General features: G+C 63.7%; 22 protein-coding genes and 1 pseudogene. 4 read left to right on the top strand and 19 right to left on the bottom strand.

The genetic code is table 11. The features are described 5' to 3' along the window. Positions 1-78: 78 nt before the first annotated feature. Together XH98_RS33995 and XH98_RS33990 are read right to left on the bottom strand one after the other, a co-directional pair. Positions 79-384 (bottom strand): hypothetical protein, encoded by a 306-nt coding sequence (locus XH98_RS33995; RefSeq protein ID WP_271603131.1) that lies wholly within the window; start codon positions 382-384, stop codon positions 79-81. A gap of 26 nt (positions 385-410) precedes the next feature. Continuing rightward, a complete protein-coding gene (locus XH98_RS33990) occupies positions 411-1,505 on the bottom strand; it encodes an alpha/beta hydrolase (protein ID WP_271603132.1) in 1,095 nt (364 codons plus the stop codon). 301 nt (positions 1,506-1,806) lie between these two features. On the opposite strand from XH98_RS33990, the gene XH98_RS33985 reads away from it, so the two are divergent. Further along, positions 1,807-2,256: a c-type cytochrome gene (locus tag XH98_RS33985; RefSeq protein WP_271603133.1), complete on the top strand. Its 450-nt coding sequence runs from the start codon at positions 1,807-1,809 to the stop codon at positions 2,254-2,256. A 187-nt stretch (positions 2,257-2,443) separates the two neighbouring features. Beyond that, positions 2,444-3,919, top strand: a complete 1,476-nt coding sequence (locus XH98_RS33980; protein WP_271621159.1) for an FAD-binding oxidoreductase — start codon at positions 2,444-2,446, stop codon at positions 3,917-3,919. Between the two features lie 24 nt (positions 3,920-3,943). On the opposite strand, the gene XH98_RS33975 is transcribed toward XH98_RS33980, so the two are convergent. The 3 genes from XH98_RS33975 to XH98_RS33965 form a co-directional block, all read right to left on the bottom strand. Continuing rightward, entirely contained in the window at positions 3,944-4,294 is a 351-nt protein-coding gene (locus tag XH98_RS33975) for a hypothetical protein (RefSeq protein ID WP_333932792.1), read from the bottom strand. 537 nt (positions 4,295-4,831) lie between these two features. Beyond that, entirely contained in the window at positions 4,832-6,391 is a 1,560-nt protein-coding gene (locus XH98_RS33970) for an acyl-CoA carboxylase subunit beta (RefSeq protein WP_271621158.1), read from the bottom strand. Then, complete coding sequence (locus XH98_RS33965; RefSeq protein ID WP_271603136.1) at positions 6,321-7,295, bottom strand: IclR family transcriptional regulator; 975 nt, start codon at positions 7,293-7,295, stop codon at positions 6,321-6,323. Before XH98_RS33965 ends, XH98_RS33970 begins: the two co-directional genes overlap by 71 nt. A 95-nt stretch (positions 7,296-7,390) precedes the next feature. Here XH98_RS33965 and XH98_RS33960 point away from each other — a divergent pair. Further along, positions 7,391-7,611, top strand: a pseudogene (locus XH98_RS33960) (acetyl-CoA carboxylase biotin carboxyl carrier protein subunit). 138 nt (positions 7,612-7,749) lie between these two features. Then, a complete protein-coding gene (gene glsA / locus XH98_RS33955; RefSeq protein ID WP_271621157.1) occupies positions 7,750-9,597 on the top strand; it encodes a glutaminase A in 1,848 nt (615 codons plus the stop codon). Positions 9,598-9,740: 143 nt separating this feature from the next. On the opposite strand, the gene XH98_RS33950 is transcribed toward glsA, so the two are convergent. The 14 genes from XH98_RS33950 to XH98_RS33885 all read right to left on the bottom strand — a co-directional run bounded on the left by XH98_RS33950 (position 9,741) and on the right by XH98_RS33885 (position 22,845). Continuing rightward, entirely contained in the window at positions 9,741-10,043 is a 303-nt protein-coding gene (locus XH98_RS33950; RefSeq protein WP_057759035.1) for a nucleoside triphosphate pyrophosphohydrolase family protein, read from the bottom strand. 26 nt (positions 10,044-10,069) lie between these two features. Next, positions 10,070-10,597 carry a carboxymuconolactone decarboxylase family protein gene (locus tag XH98_RS33945; RefSeq protein ID WP_271621156.1) on the bottom strand — a complete coding sequence of 176 codons (528 nt, stop codon included), beginning with the start codon at positions 10,595-10,597 and terminating at the stop codon, positions 10,070-10,072. A gap of 656 nt (positions 10,598-11,253) precedes the next feature. Then, positions 11,254-11,613 (bottom strand): Zn-ribbon domain-containing OB-fold protein, encoded by a 360-nt coding sequence (locus XH98_RS33940; RefSeq protein WP_271603140.1) that lies wholly within the window; start codon positions 11,611-11,613, stop codon positions 11,254-11,256. Then, positions 11,610-12,746: a thiolase family protein gene (locus tag XH98_RS33935; RefSeq protein ID WP_271621155.1), complete on the bottom strand. Its 1,137-nt coding sequence runs from the start codon at positions 12,744-12,746 to the stop codon at positions 11,610-11,612. The genes XH98_RS33940 and XH98_RS33935 overlap by 4 nt, the downstream gene beginning before the upstream one ends. 122 nt (positions 12,747-12,868) lie before the next feature. Continuing rightward, positions 12,869-14,068: a CaiB/BaiF CoA transferase family protein gene (locus tag XH98_RS33930; protein ID WP_271603142.1), complete on the bottom strand. Its 1,200-nt coding sequence runs from the start codon at positions 14,066-14,068 to the stop codon at positions 12,869-12,871. Positions 14,069-14,180: 112 nt separating this feature from the next. Then, positions 14,181-14,387 (bottom strand): hypothetical protein, encoded by a 207-nt coding sequence (locus XH98_RS33925; RefSeq protein WP_057758191.1) that lies wholly within the window; start codon positions 14,385-14,387, stop codon positions 14,181-14,183. Positions 14,388-14,516: 129 nt separating this feature from the next. Further along, positions 14,517-15,686: an acetyl-CoA acetyltransferase gene (locus XH98_RS33920; RefSeq protein WP_271603143.1), complete on the bottom strand. Its 1,170-nt coding sequence runs from the start codon at positions 15,684-15,686 to the stop codon at positions 14,517-14,519. Between the two features lie 60 nt (positions 15,687-15,746). Next, positions 15,747-16,397, bottom strand: coding sequence for a bifunctional 4-hydroxy-2-oxoglutarate aldolase/2-dehydro-3-deoxy-phosphogluconate aldolase (gene eda / locus XH98_RS33915; protein WP_271603144.1), 651 nt, complete (start codon positions 16,395-16,397; stop codon positions 15,747-15,749). A 40-nt stretch (positions 16,398-16,437) separates the two neighbouring features. Continuing rightward, positions 16,438-17,403 carry a sugar kinase gene (locus XH98_RS33910; RefSeq protein WP_271603145.1) on the bottom strand — a complete coding sequence of 322 codons (966 nt, stop codon included), beginning with the start codon at positions 17,401-17,403 and terminating at the stop codon, positions 16,438-16,440. A gap of 29 nt (positions 17,404-17,432) precedes the next feature. After that, positions 17,433-18,419 carry a D-erythronate dehydrogenase gene (gene denD, locus XH98_RS33905; protein WP_271621154.1) on the bottom strand — a complete coding sequence of 329 codons (987 nt, stop codon included), beginning with the start codon at positions 18,417-18,419 and terminating at the stop codon, positions 17,433-17,435. 73 nt (positions 18,420-18,492) lie between these two features. Next, on the bottom strand, positions 18,493-19,416 hold the full coding sequence (locus XH98_RS33900; protein WP_271603147.1) for a carbohydrate ABC transporter permease: 924 nt from the start codon (positions 19,414-19,416) through the stop codon (positions 18,493-18,495). Continuing rightward, positions 19,409-20,326 carry a carbohydrate ABC transporter permease gene (locus tag XH98_RS33895; protein WP_442868668.1) on the bottom strand — a complete coding sequence of 306 codons (918 nt, stop codon included), beginning with the start codon at positions 20,324-20,326 and terminating at the stop codon, positions 19,409-19,411. Before XH98_RS33895 ends, XH98_RS33900 begins: the two co-directional genes overlap by 8 nt. A 98-nt stretch (positions 20,327-20,424) precedes the next feature. Next, a complete protein-coding gene (locus tag XH98_RS33890; protein ID WP_271603149.1) occupies positions 20,425-21,744 on the bottom strand; it encodes an ABC transporter substrate-binding protein in 1,320 nt (439 codons plus the stop codon). Between the two features lie 39 nt (positions 21,745-21,783). Then, positions 21,784-22,845, bottom strand: a complete 1,062-nt coding sequence (locus tag XH98_RS33885; protein WP_271603150.1) for an ABC transporter ATP-binding protein — start codon at positions 22,843-22,845, stop codon at positions 21,784-21,786. Positions 22,846-22,924: the final 79 nt, after the last annotated feature.

Below are 22,924 nucleotides of genomic sequence, written 5' to 3'. Positions count from 1 at the left end.
ATCAGCCGATCGGATCCGATGTGCCTCACCGCCGCCGAAAAGGAGCTGTTGACACGCTCGCCAGTGATGGCATCGCCGTCAACGCTCGGCCGGGGACCGGCTTTCCCATTGCTCAAGGCGGTCGATCGACGCCTGCCGTTCGTGCTGGCCCAGCCAAATCGTGAGGAGAACCAGCGCACCAACGAGAGCGCTGATGCCGAAATAAAGGTTCTTCATACGCGTTGAATGCAGCGCGGCGAAAATCGTTCCTGGCATCGCGGCGCGAACAGCGTTACGGATCGAGAAGTGGTCGCGGAAGCCCCGAATACCGGCGTCAGGCCACCATTGGACATCCGACGAGCGAGCGAAGACCTTCCCGGACCAGATCCTCCACTCACCGATCAACCGGACGCAGCCGGGAGCAAGCCGGGCTAACGGGAGGCCGTTCTTGAAGCGTCCTCGCCAAGTTGCTGGCCCTGCGCGAGTCTGCGCTCGACCATCCCCATGACGGAGCTCACCTCGTCGAAGGCTCTGGAGTGGGAATCGTCTCCACCAAGCTGGGTGAGGTCGAACACCAGGATCTTCTGCTGCGCCAACGCACTTCTGTACGGCTCTTCCTGCGGATTGATATCACCGAGGCGAATTGTCCCTCCGGCAAGCGACTTCGAGATTTTGAGAGCGACATCATCCTGCGACAGGAACAGGCCGATGCGGGGGCGCCGCGGCCCCAAAGCTCCGACCGCGCTGATGAACTCGTCGAAGCCGATGTCCGGCGCCACCAGCGCGGCATTCTTCAGCTTCGGCACCGATCCAGCCCGCGATGCCCTGCTCCGCAGCGCGTCGAGCGTCACCAGGCAGCCCATGGAATGGCAGACGAACGTGATCTCCTTGATGGTGGGATTGGCGCTCACGGTCTCCAGCAGTGCTGCCAGTGCGGCGCCCGATTGGCCCGCGACCTTGCGGTCGTGGTCGTATGACCCGAGATTGCCTGCCCCCTGCGACGGCCATGAAAACAGGATGGGAATGACGGGAAGCCGGCCGTCATGGACGAATTGCGCGTAGCGATACACCGCATCGTCAAAACGGTTGTTGAACCCGTGCACGAAGACCATCGCCTTGTTGCGATGCGTGGCCTTCACCGCTTGGGTGATGGCAGCATTGAATTCGGCGCGATCCAGATAACCAGCCGATGCCGTGACGAACTCCTTGCGCGGATCGCCGGGGGGCGAGAGCGGCCACTGGATCTCTCCGACCTTGCGCGATCCATCCGGTGGAATCGACACCGTGACCTGGGCAAACGCCATCTCGGTCGACGGCTCCCGGCTGAACATCTCCCCGGGATCGCCGCTTGAACGCGCCCGTGTCGTTCCGATCAGAACAGGTATTTGGGAGCTCGCTTCAACAGCCTCACTGCTCGGGACCAGCACGCCTTGCAGGGGGCGCATCGTGCAGGAAGCGCAGGCCAGCATGGTCAGCACAACAGCAGCAACATGCAGGGAAGTGACGGTACGGCTCCGAGGATGCATCCGGTTCTCCTTCCGGCGCACACAATGGGGTCCGGAGCAGTCTTACAATCGCCTGTTGCCGGCCCCGATTTTGACGCCGCCGGGCGGGTGCATCCGGCAAGCAAAGGCAGCTGCATGCTGTTCCGATTGATCCAGATCAACCCTCCAGTCCGGCAAGCCGGCTCCCGAGGACGCGATGATCCCTTGCCAGAACTCCGGCCCAAAGGCTTCTATGCCGGAGACCAGTCTTGATGTGCATCAAACGGTCGGGGAACGAAGCGGCTAGGAAATGAGGCCTAACTCGCCGGCGTCGGAGCGCGACATGGGAAAACATGCTGTCAAGTGTTTGATAATTGCCGGTCTTACCGCTGGTTTCGCCGCCGCGGCCCAGGCTGAAGACGTCGACGTCGGCAAGTCAGAGTTTCAGTCGTCCTGCGCGAGCTGTCATGGTGCGGATGCGAGGGGCAAAGGACCGGTCAGCAACCAGCTGAGGACACCACCTGCCGATTTGACGATGCTGGCCAAGAACAACAACGGCGTGTTTCCCGCGGACGCCATTTACGAAACAATAGAGGGAATGAAAACAGTTCCCGCTCACGGCTCTCGTGAGATGCCGATTTGGGGCGAGCGGTTCAATCCCATCGTCAACCTGCCGCACTACGTTGATCCGTCATATTGGGAAAAGGCCGGGCCGGAAAAGAACCCTGAGGTCGTGGTGCGAAAGCGCATCCTCTCTGTTGTCGATTATCTCAGCCGGATTCAGCAAAAGTAGCAGCCGGCAAGGATCGAGATGACCGGCCCCCGGCGCTCGGCGGCCCTCCAGAGCGGCCCGCCGCCCAATGCCTCCCACCCCTGGCTCGGGGCATATTGCCGTTAGACTTGGCGGCCCAAACGTGGACAATGCGACCTCAAGCGCTTCGCGCGCGCAGTGCACACCAAGATGCGCCAGAGGAAACAAGATGCCGACTGCCTTCCCGTCGCCCGTCCCCACCATTCCGACCACTCCCCTGACTGCCCAGCTCCGCGACGCGATGCGCGCGATCGTGGGCGAGAAGGGCTTCATCGAGGACGAACACGGCATGCAGCCGTTCATCACCGATTGGCGCGGGCTGCTGTTTGGCCGCGCCGGCGCCGTCGTTCGTCCCGGAAGTACCGAGGAAGTCTCAAAGGTCGTCCGGCTGTGCCATGAGCATGGCGTCGCCATTGTGCCCCAGGGCGGCAACACCGGGCTGATGGGTGGGGCCACGCCCTGGCCTGCGCACACCGGCATCGTGTTGTCGCTGGGCCGGATGAACCGCGTGCTCGACGTCGACCCCGTCGGCTATGCCATGACGGTCGAAGCCGGCTGTGTGCTGGAAACGCTTCAGGAGACAGCTAGCCGTCACGACAGGTTCCTGCCGCTCAGCCTGGGTGCCCAGGGCTCCTGCATGATCGGCGGCAATCTCTCGACCAATGCCGGCGGCGTGCAGGTGCTGCGCTATGGCAATGCCCGCAATCTCGTGCTCGGGCTCGAGGTCGTGCTGCCCAATGGCGACGTCTGGAATGGATTGCGCGCGCTGAAGAAGGACAACACCGGCTACGACCTCAAGCACCTCTTCATGGGCGCCGAGGGAACGCTCGGCATCATCACCAAGGCCGTGCTCAAGCTGTGGCCGGCGCCGAAGGACGTCTGCACGGCGTGGCTGGCCGTTCGCGATCCGCGCGCGGCGCTGGAGATCCTGTCCGAAGCGCACGCGGCGTCCGAGGACAATGTCGGCTCTTGCGAGCTCTTGAGCCGCGCGGCCGTCGACCTCGTGATGCGCCACATTCCCGGTGTGCAGGATCCGCTGAAGGCGGACACGCCGTGGTACCTGCTGCTGGAATGGTCGTCCTCGCGCCCGCGGCAGGACGGGGCCGACGGCATGTCGGAGAAGCTGGAGGCGTTTCTCGCCGACCAGCTCGAAGCCGGTCGCGTACTCGATGCGGTGATCGCGCAGACCGTCAGTCAGTCACGCAACATGTGGCGCATCCGGGAAGCCATGGCCGAGGCCTCCCGCGCCGAGGGGCCGGGGATCAGCTATGACGTGTCGGTGGCGATCTCGGGGATCCCCGAGTTCATCGACAAGGGCCTCAAGGCCGTGCTCGATATTCTCCCGTCCATTCGCCCCTATCCGCTCGGGCATATCGGCGACGGCAATCTGCATTTCTCGTTCATGGGACCAATCGGCATGGATCAGCAGACGCTGAACCAGTATACCGCCGCCATCACGCGGGCCGTGAACGACCTCATCACCTCCATGGGCGGCTCGATCTCGGCGGAGCACGGCATCGGCATCGAAAAGCTCGACGAGCTCAGCCACTACCGCTCGAAGACCGAGCTCGACATCATGCGCACCATCAAGCGCGCGCTCGATCCGCAGAACATCATGAATCCAGGCAAGGTGCTGCGGGTGTGATGGGCCGAGCACCTCGCCGTTTCCTCAGCCGTGCGGGTTGACGATGGTGTAGCCCCGCAGCGAACGCGCGTGCATGCGTGTGGCGTGACCGCCCGAGTTGGCGTCGTACGCCATCCACATGTCGCCGCCGAGAGACTGCTCGAGAACGAAGACATGCCCCCGTCGCGCCGCGACCATGCCCGGCGCCGGCGCCGCGCGCGGAAAGCGCAGCCAGTTGGATGCAAGATTCAATTCCGGCACGACATGACCGAACACGCGCAGCGCCGCGCCGCAGCCACAGAACGACAATGGGCAACCGGCGGGCCGGCCTCCGATGATGCGCTCGCCGGAGACGCTGATCGTGGTGGCCGTGGCGCCGGCATCGGTCACCGTCATTTGCGTTGAGCGATAGGCCTGCAACGGCCTGGGAGCCCGCTCGCGTCGCGTGGGCGAATAGGAGAAGTCGCAGGGCATGGTGACGTTGCATTCAGAGGCTTGGACAGCGCGATAAGGCCGCGCGTCGGCAACGGCAGAACTGGCGACAACAAAAATACACGCAGAAAGAACTGTCTTGATCATTTGCAGGACTCTGAGTTGGAGGGTCCTGCCCCGCTGCAAAAAGACCAATATTGGTTTGGCTGAAATGAGCCTGAAGAGCGGCGGAAAAGGGCGTGCGATTAACCTGAGTTAACTCTCCGACCCGGGCACGGACGCACTCGCGCGACAATCATCATTGCGGACAAGCAATCCCGACCGTTTCCTACGTGCCCCGGACGCACCGTAGCGCGCCCCTGGCGATGCGAAGCATCGTCCGGCGCGGCGTGATGCGTTGCAGAGCCGGGGCCCATCCCTCGGCAATCTCGTGTGTGGCTTTTCTGGGTCCCGGCTCAGCGCAGCGACGCTGAAGCGTTGCGGCGCGTCCGGGACACGGGCTCACGGCCTGATCGAGAAATTCTCCGGCGGCCCCGCTTTGCGCAGCGGCTCGGCGAGACGTGCGAACTCGCACAGCAGCGAACGCGTCTTGCGGGGATCGATGATCTCCTCGACCCAGAATTTCTCGGCCGAGCGGAACGGCGAGCGCAGTCTGTTGAGTCGCTCCTCGATCTCCTTCAGCTTGGCTGCCTTGTCCTCGGCGGCATCGATGTCGGCGCGGTAGGCAGCTTCGATGCCGCCTTCGAGCGGCAGCGAGCCCCAATAGGCGGACGGCCAGGCGTAGCGGATCGAGAAGCGGTCGGCGGGCTGGTGCACCACGCCGGCGACCCCGAAGGCGTTGCGCAGGATCACGGTGCACCAGGGCACGGTGGTCTGGTTGACCGCGGCCATGGCGCGGACGCCGTGGCGGATAGTCGCCGCCTTCTCGGCATCGAGACCGATCATGAAGCCCGGGCAGTCCATGAGATAGACGATCGGCAGATGGAAGGTTTCGGCGAAGTCGACCCAGCGCACCACCTTCTGGCAGGCATCGGCCGTCCAGGAGCCGCCATAGTGAAAACTGTCGCTGGCGAGCAGCATCACCGCCCTGCCCTCGAGCCGCGCGAGGCCGACGATGATGGGCTTGCCGAAATTACTGGCGACCTCGAAGAACGAGCCCTTGTCGACGACCGCTTCAATGATCGGCCTGACCTTGTAGACCTGCTTGCGGTTGCGCGGCACCGCTTTCATGAGCGCTTCTTCCATGCGCTCCGGATTGTCGATGCAAGGCAGGGTCGGCGGCAGCTCGTAGACCGACGACGGCAGATAGGACAGGAAGCGCCGGGCGCAGGCAAAGGCTTCTTCCTCGGTATCGACGGCATGATCGATCGCGCCGGCCTTGGTCTGAATATCAGCACCGCCGAGCTCTTCCTTCGAAAGGTTCTGACCGAGCGCCTTCACCACCGGCGGCCCTGCCACGAACATCGCGGACTTCCGGGTCATGATCGAATAGTGGCTGGCGGCAAGGCGCGCGGCACCTAAGCCCGCGACCGAGCCGAGGCCGAGCGCGACCACGGGCAGGCGCGACAAATTCTCCGTCGTGAAGCGATACCAGCGCGTACCGCCGATGCCGCCGGGCAGGTTCGCCGCGCCCTTGGTCTCGATGGTCTTGACCGAGCCGCCGCCGCCGGAGCCCTCGATGATGCGGATGATGGGCAAACGGAAGTCGTGCGCCATCTCCTCCGCCATCAAGGGCTTTGCCGAGATCGACGCATCCGCCGAGCCGCCGCGCACGGTGAAGTCGTCGCCGACCACCACGACGGTGCGGCCGTCGACACGCGCGCGGCCGAACACGCAGTTCGCCGGCGTCACGGTCTTCAGCTCGCCTTTGGGATCGTACTCACCGATGCCGGAGACGGCACCGATCTCGTGGAAGCTACCCTTGTCGATCAGTCTGTCGATGCGTTCCCGAACTGTCAGCCGGCCCTGGTCATGCTGTCGCTTGACCTTGTCAACGCCGCCCATCTCCCGCGCGAAGGCTTCGCGCCGGGCGAGCTCGTCGAGTTCCGGCTTCCAGTTCATTCACTCCCTCCGAACTCATCGGCTTGTTATTGTTATGCACTGATATTGCGACCGGCTTGCGCGAGATGCGGTTGTTGAAGGCATCGCCTTCGGCGCCTTCCATCAGGCTGCCGAGCGAGCGGCCGAGCGCCAGCATCAGCGGCGCGACCTCGGCATGCAGGCGCTGCTCGTCATACATCGCCGACAGAAGCCCGATCGTGACGACCACGAAGGTCTGGTACTGCGGCGACCAGATCGGCACCGCCAGGCCGTTGATGTGCGGGCTCCACAGCCCGCAAGCCGTGACATAGCCGCGCTCGCGCAGCGACTGCCTGTTGGCCTCGATGCGGGGCCGCAGGATCTTTGCAGCCTCCGGCGCTTCGCGCTCCATGTCGTTGATGAAGGCATCGCCGACCTGTGGCGCCAGGGCCGCGGTGTAGGCCGCGCCCGCCGCAGTCGAGGCCATCGAGATGCGGCTGCCGGTGCCCTCGTGTAGGCCGAGCGCAGAAGGCGAGCGTGCAAACTGGAGATAGACCAGATGGAAGCGATCGGGCACGACGAAGCCGACGGTGCCGGGCAGCTGCTCGGCGACTTCCTGAAGCCGCTGGCGGATCATGCTGCGCAGCTGCGCGCCCTTCATCATCGAGGCGCTCATCGCCACGGCGCTCGGACCGATTCGGTATTTCTGATCGCGCGGCAGATAGACGAGCTGCCCCATGCGCGTCAGCGTGTGCGTGAGCCGCGACACCGTCGAGCGCGGCAGGCCGCAGCGATTCGAAATTTCGAGATTGCCGAGCCGCGCCTCGTGGCCCTCGAAGCATCGCAACACGTCGAACGCGCGCGACACCACCTGGATGACATCACCCTCACCGGCATCGCCAGCGAGCGCACCTTGCCTGCTTAACCGCTCCGAACGTCGTCCCATGATCCCTACCGTTTGTTCCGCTCTGCGGAATTAAATTCCACTTTGTGAACGACGCTACCTCAGGCATTTTGCCACGACAACAAAAAGGCGATGGCATGCCAGAAATTAAGATCGTCACGGAGGTCGCCGGCCGCATCTGCGCAACTCCCGCGCAAGTTGGAGGAACTGTCGCCGATGGCGAGGACGTTGTGGTCGTCGAAGCCATGAAGATGGAGATACGGTGCAATCGCCTGCATCAGGCACGCTGACATCATTGCTCGTGAAGATTGATGACCTCGTTGCCGAGGGACAGGCGATCGCGATCGTCGTGAGCTGAGCGCGCGCCATCAGCGGCTTGTCGGCCACGACAATCTGAAACAGATGATATCGGAAGGGCGCGTGGCGTCTTGCGTTCGGGCGTCACCACGAGACCGGACGGGTTGCGCATATGCTTAATGCGTTGCACAAGGGAGCGATGATAGCGCAACCGTTGCACGCCTCCGCCTGGACCCGCTCGAAGCCGCCGCTGCTGCGGTTTCTCGACACATGCCTCAATGAATTCTCCGCGGAGACTGCAGGTCATGTCGCAGATTATATTCCCGAACTGAGCAAAGCCGATCCTGCCTATTTTGGCATCAGCCTCGCCACGCTTGACGGCCATGTCTACGAGGTGGGCGACTCCCGGGTGCCCTTCACCATCCAGTCGATGTCCAAGCCGTTCGTGTTCGCTTTGGCGCTGGATCTTTTGGGCGCGGGCAAGGTCGAGGGGGCGATCGGTGTCGAACCCTCGGGCGATCCCTTCAACTCGATCCGGCTCAACGCGGAAAACCATCCGTTCAATCCGATGGTGAATGCCGGCGCGATCGCCTGCACGGGGCTGATCTACGACAGCAAGGGATCTGAGGCCTTTGAGCAGATCCGGCTTGCGCTCAGCCGCTTTGCCGGCCGCGAGCTCGCCGTCGACGAGGCGGTTTACTCCTCGGAGAGCCAGACCGGCGACCGCAATCGCGCCATCGGCTACCTGCTCAAGACCAATGCGGTGATCTCGGACAATGTCGCTGAAGTCCTTGACGTCTATTTCCGCCAATGTGCCGTGCTGGTCACCGCGCGCGACATCGCGGTGATGGCGGCGACGCTGGCCAATCGCGGCATCAATCCGGTGACAGGCGAACAGGTGCTGACTCCGTATGCGATTTCGCGCACGCTGTCGGTGATGACATCGTCGGGCATGTATGATTATGCCGGCGAGTGGATCTACCGGATCGGCATCCCCGCCAAGAGCGGCGTCGGCGGCGGCATTCTGGCCGCGCTCCCGGCCCGTCTCGGGCTCGGCAGTTATTCGCCAAAGCTCGACAAGCACGGCAACAGCGTGCGCGGCATCAAGGTCTGCGAGGCGCTGTCCTCGCATTACGACCTGCACATGCTCAACCGCAGCGATGACGCCCGCAACGCCGTGATCGCCGACTACGACATCGGCAAGAGCCCGTCACGCCGCGTCCGCCGCCAGCAGGAGCGCGACATCCTTGCCGCGCACGAGCAGGCCGTGCGCGTGATCGAGCTGGTCGGCGTGCTGTCACTGTCGGCCGTCGACTATGTCTCGCGGCGGCTCGCCGGGCGACCGCGACCGCAAATCGTCGTGTTCGACCTGCACCGCGTCACCTCGACGACGCGCGCTGGCGCCCGCCTGATCGCCGAAGCCTTCGAGGAGCTCGCCGCGCTCGATGTCACCGTGGTTCTGTCAGGCGTCAGGCGCGCCTCCAGGGAATGGGACAGCTTGCGCGAATGGACCGCGGGGCTGAAGAACGTCCGCGACTTCTATTTGCTCGACACGGCGATCGAATGGGCGGAAGACCAGATCGTCTATCGCTACGGCGGCTCGATCGATTTTCACGAGACCACCGAGCTGTCCGAACAGCCGCTGCTCGACGGCCTCAGCGCGGAAGAGCTGACCGATCTCGCCTCGATCTGCACCATCAGGACCTATCAGTCCGGCGCAAAGATCGTCACGACGGGCGATCCGGCCGATGCGCTGTTCTTCCTGCGCAGCGGCGCGGTGCATGTCACCCTGCCCGACGGCGTGCGCCTGGCGACGCTGACCGCCGGCATGGCCTTCGGCGAGATGGCCCTGATCGAGACCGCCCGTACCGCCGACGTGTTCGCGGATATGGCAGCGACTGCGTTCGAAGTGCCGCTGAAGGACTTTGAGCGCTTTCGCAGGCAGCATCCGCGTGCCTCGGAGCGCATCATGCGCAACCTGGCGCAGCTGCTGGCCGATCGCCTGATCGTCGCCAACACCAAGGTGGATATTCTGACGTCGACGTGAGCGACCTTATGACAGGAGCTCGTCATGCCCGGGCTTGTCCCGGGCGTCCACGTTCTCCATGCGCCTGGCAAGGCGTGGATGGCCGGGACAAGCCCGGCCATGACGTTGTGGATGCCGTCAGCGCCCCCGAACGCGCACCTGCCTTAGCGGCTCGCCGCCTCGCTGATCCGCCGCTTGATCTTGGCGGCGCTGGCCTTGAGCAATTCGGACGGCTGCTGGCCGGTCGCGGCGCACAGGCAGGCCCAGTAGTAGATAACGTCGCCGAGCTCTTCGACGAGACCCGCCTTGTCGAGCCAGTCGTCACGCAGGAGTTTCTTGATGTGCTCGGCGACTTCGCCCGCTTCGCCGGCGAGGCCCAACCCGAGATAGGACAGCCGCTCGTTCGAGGGATGCTCATCGACTTTCGCAATGGTTGCAGCCCAGGCCGCATATTCATCGATCGTCATGACCATCCCCCGCAGCTCGCGTCTGATCAGCCCACCACTTCGGTGACGGGCTGGAGATCGATCTCAAACGTCTCCAAAAACTTTGACGTCATGATGTAGAATCCGACCGAGAGCTGCAACTCGACCAGTGCGGCCGGCGTCAGCTTCGCGGCGATTGCCCTGAAGGTCGCATTGGTCGGCTTCTTCAGCTTGACGATCTCGTCGGTGAAGGCGAGCGCGGCGCGCTGCGTCTCATCGAAACAGCCAGCGGCCTGCCAGTTCGCCAGCGCCTCGTTCTGCGCGTCTGTGACGCCGACATTCTTGCCGATGCGCTTGTGCGCGATGATCTCGTACGGCGCCTCGCACAGAATGCCGGTGCGCGTGATCGCAAGCTCGCGCAGAACAGGATCGAGTTCGCCCTTGTGCCTGATGGCGCCGCCGAGCCGGCAATACTGCTCAAAATAGCTCGGCGAATGCGCCATCATGCGGAAAATGTTGGCGTTGCGGTTTTTGTCGAGGATTTCGCGGGTGCGGTCGGACGCCTTGGACGGATCGCTGTAGTCGATACGGGCCATGATTTACCTTGGGTTTTTCCTGACGCCTTTGAGGTTTATTGTCGTTACCGGAATAAGTTCCGAAAAACTCTATTCGCAGCCCGACGCAGGAGCAACATTATCGAGTCAAATTGCCGCCGCATTGCTGATCGACGCTGGCACAGTCGATATTCGCCGCGTGGGGACTTAATTGCGGTGAATACTCGAAGTGGGGTGTTCCGAGTAAAAACAATTGACCGTCTTTGCGCTTGACCGCGCAACGATGAGTCATGCCCAAGTCTAGGGAGAAAACGGCATGAAGGAAGCCTCCAAGGGGGCAGCCTCGGAAGCGCTCGCGCATATGCTGGCGGTGATGGCGATGCTCGTCATCGCCAGCATCATGTTCTACGCGCGCTGAGTTCGAGGTTTACGGTTTTCGTCATTCCGGGGGGCCCCCTCGGGACCGCGCAAAGCGCGGCCCTGGCAGGCCAGGCCCAGAATTCCCGTTCCAGGCTCGGTCCCACGACCGCCCCCGAATGACGAAATCCCACGTTGGCTGCCGTAGCCCGGATGGAGCCAACGGGTCGGCGCGAAGCGCCGCCCGATGACAGGCTCCGCGCAATCCGGGAAAATCTATCCGCGAGGTGAGATTCCCGGATTTCGCTGCGCTCCATCCGGGCTACAGCATCCCAATCCCACTATTTCTCTTTGGCGAAGTACGGCACGAGCTTACCGGCAAACGGCCTGAAGCTCGCCGTGACCGCATCGCCGATGGCCAATCCGTTATCGCCATGGGCCATCATCCGAAATCCTTCGGCGCAATCGACGAGGAGGATGTTGTAGGGCACGTGCGCGCGCGTCTCGGGCGTGGCGGCGCGGCAGACCAGAGAGGTTGCGTAGACCCTGCCCTTGCCGCTGGCGCGCGCCTCGCGCGGACCTGCGGCTCCACACGCGGCGCAGAAAGCGCGGTGGAAATACTGGACATGACCGCACGCGGCGCAGGCCTGGTAGGTAATGGCCTCTTCGCCCCTGGTCCAATCAGCTAAGCGCTCGCTCATCGCACTTGCTCCAGAAACATGCTGACATGGGACGACAGCACGCCGCCGTCGCCGTGCAGCAGCGCAATCGAGGCGTCACGCACCTGGCGATTCGCTGCCCGGCCCGTCATCTGCAAATGCGCCTCGACCAGATGCGCCATGGCGCCGCCGACGCCGCAATGGCCGTAGCTGAGCAGTCCACCATGAGTGTTGAGCGGCATCTCGCCGTCGCGGCCGAAATGCCCCGATCGCACGCGCGCAGCCGCCTCGCCTCGTCCGGCAAGGCCAAGGTCTTCCAGCAGCATGGCCAGCGTGATGGTGAAACTGTCGTAGATCGCGGCGTAACGCACGTCTGATATTGCCAGCCCCGTAGCCTCCTTCGCGCGCGCGATGGAGATTTCGGCGCCGAGCTCGCTTAAGCCTGGTGCGGCGGTGACGTGCTGATGCGTATGCGCCTGCGCGCAGCCGCGGATCCGCACGCCCGCCTCGCCGGTTCGCTCCCGGCTGATCACAAACGCAGCGCCGCCGTCGGACACCGGGCAGCAATCCAGCAGCTTTAACGGCATCGCCACTGGCTTCGAGGCCATGACATCGGCCACCGTGATGGGATCGCGGAATTGCGCCCCAGGATGGGTGCAGGCGTGCGCACGCATCAGCACGGCGAATTCGGCAAGGTCTTCTTCGGTCACGCCGTATTCGTGCATGTACCTGCTGGCAACGAGGCCGTAATAGGCGGGGATGGTCGGACCGAGCGGCACCTCGTAGTCGGGGTGGCCGACCTGCGCCAGCGCCTGGATCGAGGCATCGCGGCTCTGCCCGGTCAGGCGGTTCTCGCCGGCGACGACGAGCACATTGCGGCAGACACCTGATACGACGAGGTGATGGGCTAGCATGGTCATCGCAAGGCCCGTCGCGCCGCCGACCTGCACGGCATGGGCGTAAGACGGGCGGATGCCAAAATGCTCGGCGAAAACAGTCGCCAGCATGATGTGCGGCGAGACGGTGGAATAGCCGCAGAGGATGCCGTCGATCTCGGCGCGCTTGAGGCCGGCGTCGTCGAGCGCAGCTCGCGCCGCCTTGGTCATCAGGTCGAGCGAGGACGAGCCTTCGTGCTTGCCGAAAGACGTGAGGCCAACGCCGGTGATGAAGCTCATGGCGCGCCCCCATCGTCATTCCGGGGCGGTCCGAAGGACCGAACCCGGAATCGCGAGATTCCGGGTTCTCGCTTCGCGAGCCCCGGAATGACGGCGGAGAGAGCCTTCGCCATATCTTCCCCCTACTCCGGTGCCGCGCGTGTGACGCCGTCGCGGACCATGGCGGCGATCTCGCCCTCGGAGTAACCGATCTCGCGCAAGATCTGCGCGCCGTGCTCGTTGAGGCGTGGCGCCAGCCGCACCGGCTCGGCCGCGGTCTCCGACCAGCTCGCCGTCACCTTCATGCTGCGGATCGGGCCTTCGGTCGGATGGTTGACGACGGGGAAGAAACCGGTCGCTTCGAGATGCTCGTCGTGCAGGATCGATGCGAGGTCGTGCATCGGCATGACGGGCACGTCGGCCCTGGTCAGCAGCTCGATCCATTCAGCCGTGGTGCGCGTCTCGAAGATGCGGGCGAGCTCGGCATAGACGACATCGATATTGGCGGCGCGCCCCGCAAAGGTCGCGAATTTGGGATCAGCGCGCAGGTCATCGCGCCCGGTCGCCTTGAAGAAATTCTCCCACTGCTTGTCGTTGTAGACGATGACGCTGAGATAACCGTCCGAGGTCTTGTACGGCCTGCGGTCGCGCGAGAGGTGGCGGGCATAGCCGCCCTTGTCGAGCGGCGGCTCGTAAGTCAGCCCGCCCATGTGATCGCCCATGACGAAACCGGCCATGGTCTCGAACATCGGGATGTCCAGACGCTGGCCGTGGCCGGTACGGTCGCGATGCACGAGGCTGGCACAGATCGCGCCGACGGCGGTGAGGCCGACGATGCGATCGACCAGCGCGTTCGGCACGTAGCGCGGCACGCCGTCGCCGGTCTGCGCCATCAAGGCCGGCAACGCGGTTGCGCCCTGGATCAGATCGTCATAGGCGGGTTTTGCCGCGTATGGCCCGTCCTGGCCGAAGCCGAACACACCGGCATAGACGAGCCGCGGATTGATCGCGGAGACCACGTCATAGCCGAGCTGCAGCCGCGCCATTGCCTGCGGTCGGACGTTGTAGACGAGAACGTCGGCATCCTTCAGCAACCGCAGCACGGCCTCGCGGCCAGCGGGCTTCTTCAGGTCGAGGCAGATCGAACGCTTGCTGCGGTTGGTGTTGAGGAACACCGGGCCCATGCCGGCATGCCGCATCGGGCCGATCAGGCGGGTGACGTCGCCGTCGAGCGATTCCACCTTGATGACGTCGGCCCCGTAGTCGCCGAGCATCTGGGTCGCATAAGGCCCCATCAGCACGGTGGTCATGTCGACGACCTTGATGCCCTTCAGCGGCCCCATTGGTTCGCTCCCGATTGCGCGGGCTCTCCCGCGATTTCGGTCCAGCTAAGGGGAGTGGTGGCGCATGCGCAAGGGCGGCCGGCGAATAGCCGCATGCGCGCGGACGCGGCCGCTATTTCTTCTGGCGGGATTCGCGGATCTTCATGAGACGCTCGAGCTCGTCGTTCTGCTGGTTGATGCGGTCGGCGATGCGCGACTCGTTCTGCTCGCCGGAGGCGGCGGCGGCCTGCTCGATCAGCTGGCGGATATTATCCTCGAGAATCGCGATGCGATCGTTGAGGGCTTCGATAGAGAGTGAATCTTCGTAGTTAGTGCTCATGATGCTTTTCCGCAAATCAATCAGGAGCCGTAGGGTGGGCAAAGCGAAGCGTGCTCACCATGATCTACCGCAAGGAAAATGGTGGGCACGGCGCTTTTGCGCCTTTGCCCACCCTACAAGAGTCGAACCTTACTTCAATGGCTCGAGAACCGAGACGTAGTTGGCAACGGCCGCGCCGCCCATGTTGAAGATGCCGCCGAGCTTGGCATTCTTCAACTGCATGCCCTCGGGCGCCTGCCCGGCCAGCTGCATCGCGGTCATCACATGCATGGAGACGCCGGTGGCGCCGATCGGGTGGCCCTTGGCCTTCAGGCCGCCGGACGGATTGACCGGCAGCTTGCCGTCCTTGAGCGTCCAGCCTTCCTTGATGGCGCGGGCGCCCTGCCCCCTCGGCGTCAGTCCCATTGCTTCGTACTCGATCAGCTCGGCCACGGTGAAGCAGTCATGGGTCTCGACGAAGGAGAGATCGGACAGCGTCACGCCCGCCTTCTCCAGAGCGCGCTGCCAGGCGACCGTGCAGCCCTCGAACTGAAGGATGTCGCGCTTGCTCATCGGCAGGAAATCCTGGGCATGCGCGGTGGCGCGGAAGCCGATCGACTTGCTCATGGTCCTGGCGGTCTCGGTGTCGGCCAGCACCAGCGCGGCGGCGCCGTCGGACACCAGCGAGCAGTCGGTGCGCTTCAGGGGACCGGCGACGTATGGGTTCTTCTCGCTCTCGGCGCGGCAGAAGTCGAAGCCGAAATCCTTGCGCATCTGGGCGAAGGGATTGGCGACGCCGTTCTTGTGGTTCTTGGCCGCGATCAGCGCCAGCGCATCGGACTGATCGCCGTATTTCTGGAAGTAGGAGCTGGCGATCTTGCCGAACACGCCGGCAAAGCCGCCGACGGTGTCGCCGTCCTCGGGCAGGTACGAGGCCTTGAGCAGGTTCTTGCCGATCTCCGGCCCCGGTGTGCGGGTCATCTGCTCGACGCCGACGACAAGCACGATTCTGGCCGCGCCTGCGGCGATCGCGCGCAGGCCCTGATGGACGGCAGCCGAGCCCGTCGCACAGGCGTTCTCCACACGGGTGGCCGGCTTGAAGCGCAGCTTCGGGTCGGCCTGCAGCACCAGCGAGGCGGTAAAATCCTGCGCCGAGAAGCCGGCGTTGAAATGGCCAAGCACGATCTCGTCGACATCGGAGGCCGAAATGCCGGCATCGGCCATCGCCTCATTGGCGACCCGGGTGACGAGGCTCTCGACGGTCTCGGTATCGAACTTGCCGAACGGCGTATGCGCCCATCCGACGATGCTGGCAGTCATGGTCTTCTCTCCCTGGCGGTCTCTTGCTGACCTAAGTCTTAGCCCAGGGAGGGCAAGACTTCACGCGGGTTTAAGGGCCTGGAGGGTGCGCTGGCAGATGGCAGTTATGCCGGCCCAGTTCCCGGCCCTGATCTCCGCCGTCGGGCACAGCCAGGAACCACCGACACAGACCACATTGGGCTCGGCGAGCCAGGTCGCCGCATTGGCCTCACCGACCCCGCCGGTTGGGCAGAACCGGACGTTCGGGAACGGCCCGCCAAGCGAGCGGAGACCCTTGATGCCGCCGGCCTGCTCGGCCGGGAAGAATTTTGCGACGTCGAAGCCGTAGGACAGCGCCGTCATGAGCTCGGAGGCGGTCGCGATGCCCGGTGCAAACGGCAGGGAGCTATCGGCGGCGACCTTGAGGAGGTCGGGGGTCAGGCCCGGGCTGATGCCGAAGGCGACGCCGAGCTTCTCGACCCGGGTGAAGTCAGCCGGATTGAGGATGGTGCCGATCCCGACCACCGCGTCGGGGACCTCGGCCATCATCGCCCGCGCCGCCTCGATCGCGACAGGGGTGCGCATGGTCACCTCCAGCGTGCGGACGCCGCCGGCCACCAGGGCTTTTGCCAGTGGCACGGCGTCCTGGATCCGCTCGATGGTGAGGACGGGAATGACGGTCGCCGCCTTGAACAGCGCGACGAGGTGGTTCTGTTGGGCGGCAGTGGGCATCTTCTGGGTCTCGTTGACTTGGTCGCGTGACTTCGTGGCTCTACTTCGTGGCTTGGCGTGTGGTCGCAGGCCGGTGCCGCTTCTTCGGCGGCATGGCATAGCCCGGAATGATGGCGCCGGGATAGCAGATCACGAGACTGGCGAGGCGATGGCCCGATTGGGCCGCCTCGACCGGATCGGAACCACCGAGGCGGGCCGCGATATAGGCTGCGGCAAAACTGTCACCGGCCGCCGTGGTGTCGACGACGGGCTTTGTCATGGGTTCAGCGCGGACCTCGCTGGTACCACCGGGGTAGCGCAGCCGGCTGACGGGCTCCGCGAGCCGGAACACCAGCTCCGGCGTCGGGATGCGCGCCATCAATTGCTCAGGACTTTCGCCAGGATAGAGCGCGAGCAGATCCTCGGCCGACGTCAGCACGATGTCGGCGGCGGCAAAGGCCGCAGAAAACACCTCGCGGGCGATGTCGCGATCGGGCCAGCCGCGTGCGCGGAAATTGGTGTCGAACACGAAGCGGGTGCCGAGCAGGCGGGCGCGCTTGATCGCCGCAAACAGGCGGTCGCGCCCGGCCTGATCGTAGATCGAGAGCGTGATCGCGGAGAGATAGACGATGTCGTAGCTCATCAGCGAGTTGAGCAGCTCGTCGGTCTCCGGCAGGCTCATGAGTTGCCGCGCCGCCGCGCTGTCGCGCCAGTGGTAGAACTGGCGCTCGCCCTTGGCATCGAGCTGGATCATGTAGAGGCCGGGCAGCTTGCCCGGCAGCCGCACCACGCGCCTTGTGCCGACGCCCTCGGCGTTCCAGGCCGCAATCATCTCCTCGCTCATCGCATCGTCGCCGAGCGCGGTGAAATAGTCGACCTTGACGTCGAGCCGCGCCAGATACACCGCTGTGTTGAGCGTGTCGCCGCCGAAGCCGCGCGAGAACAGGCCACCGCCCTGCCCTGCCTGCCCACCCTGAGCCTGTCGAAGCTCGACCATGCATTCACCGATGCAAGCCACGCTCGCCATCGTCATATCCACGCTGTTCATCAGTTACGTCAGGCGACGAAGTTGCCGCCGAGCTCGTCTTCGATGTGAATGCGGATGATGTCGTCAAAGGTCTTCTCGGCCGTGGTGAAGCCGAGCTCGAGCGCCCGCTTTGGGTTGAAATTGCGCGGCCAGCCCCCGACGATGCCGACAATGAAAGGATCGGGCTCCCGCTTGATGCGGGCAGCGACCTTCTCGCCGGCAACGCGCTTCAAGGCGGCGATCTGCTCGCCGACGGTGGCCGACAGGCCCGGCATCGTCAGATTGCGGCGCGGGCCGACCGTGGCGAGGTCCATGGTACCGGCGTGGAGCAGGAAGCCGACCGCCGAGCGCGGCGTCGCGTGCCAGTGGCGGACATCCTCCGACACCGGAAGCACCGCTTCCTTGCCGGCGAGCGGCTCACGGAGGATATTGGAGAAGAAGCCTGATGCCGCTTTGTTGGGCAGGCCAGGCCGGATGCAGATGGTCGGCAGGCGAATGCCGATGCCGTCGAGGAAGCCGCGGCGCGAATAATCCGCGAGGAGGAGTTCGCCGATCGCCTTCTGGGTCCCGTAGCTGAGCAGCGGGGTGTGGAAGAACTCGTCGCCGATCGCATCCGGGAACGGGGCGCCGAACACCGCGATCGACGACGTGAACACCACGCGCGGCTTGTAGCCGCCGCCGACCAGGCGGATGGCGTCGAGCAGCATCCGCGTGCCATCGAGATTGATGCGGTAGCCCTTGTCGAAATCGAGCTCGGCTTCGCCGGAGACGATGGCGGCGAGATGGAAGATCACGTCGGGACGGCCGGCGATCAGCTTTTCGGCAGCGCCCGGCACGGCAAAATCGCCCGAGACAGTCTCGACGGCAAAACCCGCCTTCTCCGGCTTCTTGGGCTCGACCACGTCGTGCATGGTCATCTTGGTGATGTCGCTCTTGCCGAGCCGGCCGTCGCGCAAGAGACGTTCACACAATTTGCGGCCGACCATGCCGGCAGCGCCCAGAACCAGAATGTGCAAGAGCCTACTCCTTCTTATTGGCCTTATTGGCCGGAACGCGCCGGAACCGACGCGCTGCAACGGCCGGCCGCCATCATTCCTTCACGGCGCCGGTCATCGCCGACACATAATGCTCCACGAAGAAGGCGTAAAGGATAACCAGCGGCAGCGACCCTGCCAGCGCTCCCGCCATCAGCGAGCCCCAGCGATAGATATCCCCGTCCACGAACTCGTTGACGATCGCGACTGGCACCGTCTTGTTGCTGGTCGATTGCAGGAAGGTCAACGCGTAGATGAACTCGTTCCAGCACAGTGTAAAGCAGAAGATGAAGGCCGAGATCAGGCCGGGAATTGCGAGCGGCACGACGATCTTGATCAAGATCTGCCAGCGGCTCGCCCCGTCGATCAGCGCGCATTCCTCGAGCTCGAACGGGATGGTCTTGAAATAGCCCATCAACAGCCAGGTCGAGAACGGGATCAGGATGGTCGGATAGGTCAGGATCAGCGCCAGCGGCGAATCGAACAGGCCATACTGATATACGACGGTGGCGAGCGGAATGAACAGGATCGACGGCGGCACCAGATAGGCGAGGAAGATCAAGCCGCCGACGAGATTGGCGCCCTTGTAACGCAAGCGCACGATGGCGTAGGCGGCGAACACCGAGGCGACAATCGAGAGCACCGTGGCGCAGATCGCCACGTACATCGTGTTCCAGAGCCAATGCGGATAGTAGCTCTCGAACAGCAGCTTGTGGAAGTGCTTGAAGGTCGGATTCCAGGTCCAGAACGGATTGTACTTGTCGAGATCGAGCAGCTGCTCGTCGGGCTTCACGGAGGTCAGCGCCATCCAGTAGAACGGGAACAGCAGGATGACGACGATGATCGTGAGCGGCAGATACAGCGTCACGATCCTGCGCGGCACCGACTGCAGATAGCTCATACCCTCGCTGTTGTCGACGCGGGGCGGCGTCGACAGCACGCTCTTGAGATCGACTTTGGAAGCAGGAAGATCAGTCATTGCTTTCTCCCTGCTGCCATTTGCGTCGCTGCAGGCCGAACCAGGAGACCATGATCGCGGCGAGCAGGAACGGAATCATGGCGCTGGAAATCGCGGCGCCCTCGCCGAGCTGCCCGGCGATGATCGCGCGCTGATAGGACAGGGTTGCCATCAGGTGGGTGGCGTTGACCGGGCCGCCACGCGTCATCGCCCAGATCAGCTGGAAGTCGGTGAACGTAAAGAGCACGGAGAAGGTCATCACGACCGCGATGATCGGCGTCAGCAGCGGATAGGTGATGTACCGGAAGTTCTGCCAGCGCGTGGCGCCGTCGAGCGTCGCCGCTTCATAGAGCGAGGGCGAGACAGTCTGCAGTCCTGCGAGCAGCGTGATCGCCACGAAAGGCACGCCGCGCCAGATATTGGCAAAGATCACGCAAATGCGCGCCCAGGTTGTATCGCCCAAAAAGTTGATGTTCTGGCTGATCAGGCCAAGATGCCTCAGCGACCAGGAAATGATCGAAAATTGCGAATCGAATATCCACCAGAAGGCGAGCGCGGAGAGTACCGTCGGGACGATGAAGGGGATGAGCACCATCGCGCGCAGCATCGCCTTGAAGGGCATGTGCTCGTTGAGTAGCAGCGCAAGGTAAAGCCCGATGCCGAATTTGAAAGCGCTGGCGACGAAGGTGTAGAGCAACGTGTTGAACACCGACAGCCAGAAAATGGAATCGTCCCACAGCCACTCGTAGTTTTCGGTGGCGATGAAGTGCCCGACCCTGCCGATGCGCGTGTCCGTGAAGGACAGCCAGATTCCGAGCCCGAGCGGATAGGCCAGGAAGAAGATCAGGAACATCATGGCCGGCACCATGAACCAGAAGCCGAGCCAATTGCGGTTGTGCTTGAGCTGGGTCCACGCGCCAGCCTTGCTCATCTGAGGCTTGGCCCGGGAAATTGCGACATCAGCCATGCCCGTTTATCCCTGATCGAAATGTTGAGGGGCGGGCGGCCGAAACCGCCCGCTCCGTGACGTCAGCGATAGATGCGCTTCAACTGCCGTTCGGCTTCAGCCATCGCGCCCTTTGCGTCCTTCGAACCGGTGCAGTAGTTGGCGAACATGTCGACGACGATGAAATCGGCGATCGCGGTGGCCGCCTTCTCGCCGACCGTGCCGATGCCGGATGCTGGCAGGGTGCGCTTGGAGGCCTGCGAGAACACGGTGTTCTTGGGGTCTGCGGTCCAGACCGGCGCCGTCTCATAGGCGTTCAGGGTCTGCGTCAGATAGCCTTGCGCGCCTTCCAGCCACTTCTCGTAGTTTTCCTTCTCCAGCATGAAAGCGATGAAGGCCTTCGCCGCATTCGGATATTTGGTGAAGTTGAAGGAGAGGATCGGCAGAGCAAGCTGAAGCTCGGTTGGCTTGCCGACCGGACCGACCGGATGCAGCGCGTGATAGGTGTCTTCCGCCAGTTCCTTCTTGGTGGGATCGGTCTTGGCGGCAACATAGATCGAAATGCCGTTGAGGGTGCAATAGAGCTCACCGGCCAGGTACGCCTTGTTGTTGGAGGAGTCGTTCCAGGACGGCGTGCCCGGGATGAAGGTGTCGTATAGCGCCTTGCAATACTCCAATGCCTTCGCGGTCTCGGGCGAATTGATGACGATCTTGTCGTTCTGGTCGACCGTGTAGGCGCCGTGGCCCCACAGGATCCAGTGCAGCCAACCATTGGCGTCGCCGCTGGCGTGTCCGAGCGCGAAGCCCGCCGGCGTGTTGTTCGCCTTGAGCGCCTTGCACATCTCGAGGAAGCTCGGGAAATCTTTCGGGAATTCCTTGAAGCCCGCCTTGTCCATCGCCGACTTGCGGTAGGTCATGTAGCCGCCGTTGGTCGCGACCGGGATGCCCAGCCAGTCATCGCCAAGCTTACAGGTCTTTGCTGCAGCGTCCGTCCAGCCGCCATATTTCTTGCCGAGATAGTCGGCGACGTCGTTCATCTTCAGGACTTTGGTCGGGAACAGCTGCGGCAGCGTGTGCAGGCCCCAAGCGACGTCGAGGCCGGAGCCCGTGTTGGCTGCAACGGATGCCTTTGGCTGCACGTCCTCGAAGGACTCGCTGAATACGTTCATTTCGGTGCCGGTGGCCGACTTGAAGGCTGCAACCATGGCATTGAACGCATCATCCTCCGACGGGACGAAACGCTTCCAGCGCATCACGGTGAGCTTCGCACCGGACTCCGCCTTCCAAGGCGAATCCGCAGCCCAGGCTTTCGCGAATTCGAACAGCGCAGGCCCGGTCAGCATGCCGCCGGCGGCCAGTGCCGTTCCGCCCTGAAGCAAAGCCCGGCGGGTGAAGTCTTTCATGTCGTCCTCCCAGTGATGCTTTTTTTTGCTTTGTTCAGGCTAAATTCGTTTGCCTGTCGCCTCGTCAAACAAGTGGATCACGCCCGGATCGGGTTTCAGCTTGACCTTGTCGCCTGGATTGAACTGGTGGCGCTCGCGGAAGACCGCGACGACCTGCTCGCCCCCGAGCTTCGCAAACACCTGCGTCTCCGAGCCGGTCGGCTCGACCACGACGATCTCGGCGTCGGCGCCGTCATCGGCAATGGTGAAATGCTCGGGACGGACGCCGTAAACCACGGGCTTGCCGTCCGAGGCAGCCGGCGCGCTCTTGAGCGGCAGCTTGACGCCGTTTGGTCCTTCGAAGGTCGCAACGCCGTTGACGCGGATATGCCCCTTCAGGAAATTCATGGCCGGTGAGCCAATGAAGCCGGCGACGAACTGGTTTTCCGGCCGGTCATAGAGCTCGAGCGGCGTGCCCATCTGCTCGACGATGCCGTCATGCATCACGACGATCTTGTCGGCCATGGTCATGGCCTCGATCTGGTCGTGGGTGACGTAAACGGTGGTGGTCTTGAGCCGCTGGTGCAGCTCCTTGATCTCGGTGCGCATGGCGACGCGCAGCTTGGCGTCGAGGTTCGACAACGGCTCGTCGAACAGGAAGACCTGGGGATCGCGCACGATGGCGCGGCCCATGGCGACGCGCTGGCGCTGGCCGCCCGAGAGCTGGCGCGGGTAGCGGTCGAGCAACGGCGTCAGGGCAAGAATTTCAGCGGCGCGCTTGACCCGCTTGCCGATCTCGTCCGAGCCGGCGTTCCGCAGCTTCAGCGAGAAGCCCATGTTCTCGGCGACGGTCATGTGCGGATAGAGCGCGTAATTCTGGAACACCATCGCAATGTCCCGCTCCTTGGGCTGGACATTGTTGACGACGCGATCGCCAATCGAGATCGTGCCTGAGGTGATGTTCTCGAGGCCTGCGAGCATGCGCAGCAGCGTCGACTTGCCGCAGCCGGAGGGGCCAACCAGGACGACGAACTGGCCATCCTCGATCGGGATCGAGACGCCGTGCAGGACCTCAAAATTGCCGAACGATTTCCGCACGTCGCGGATTTGCACAGACGACATCTAGCTCCCTCCTTCGACCGAGACGACACATCTCTGCAGCGCCGCCGCGGACTTGTTTTTTCTGAACTTCGCTGACCCG

The sequence above is a fragment of the Bradyrhizobium sp. CCBAU 51745 genome (assembly GCF_028128715.1).
Lineage (GTDB): Bacteria > Pseudomonadota > Alphaproteobacteria > Rhizobiales > Xanthobacteraceae > Bradyrhizobium > Bradyrhizobium manausense.
This window is presented reverse-complemented; position numbering and strand designations above follow the sequence as displayed.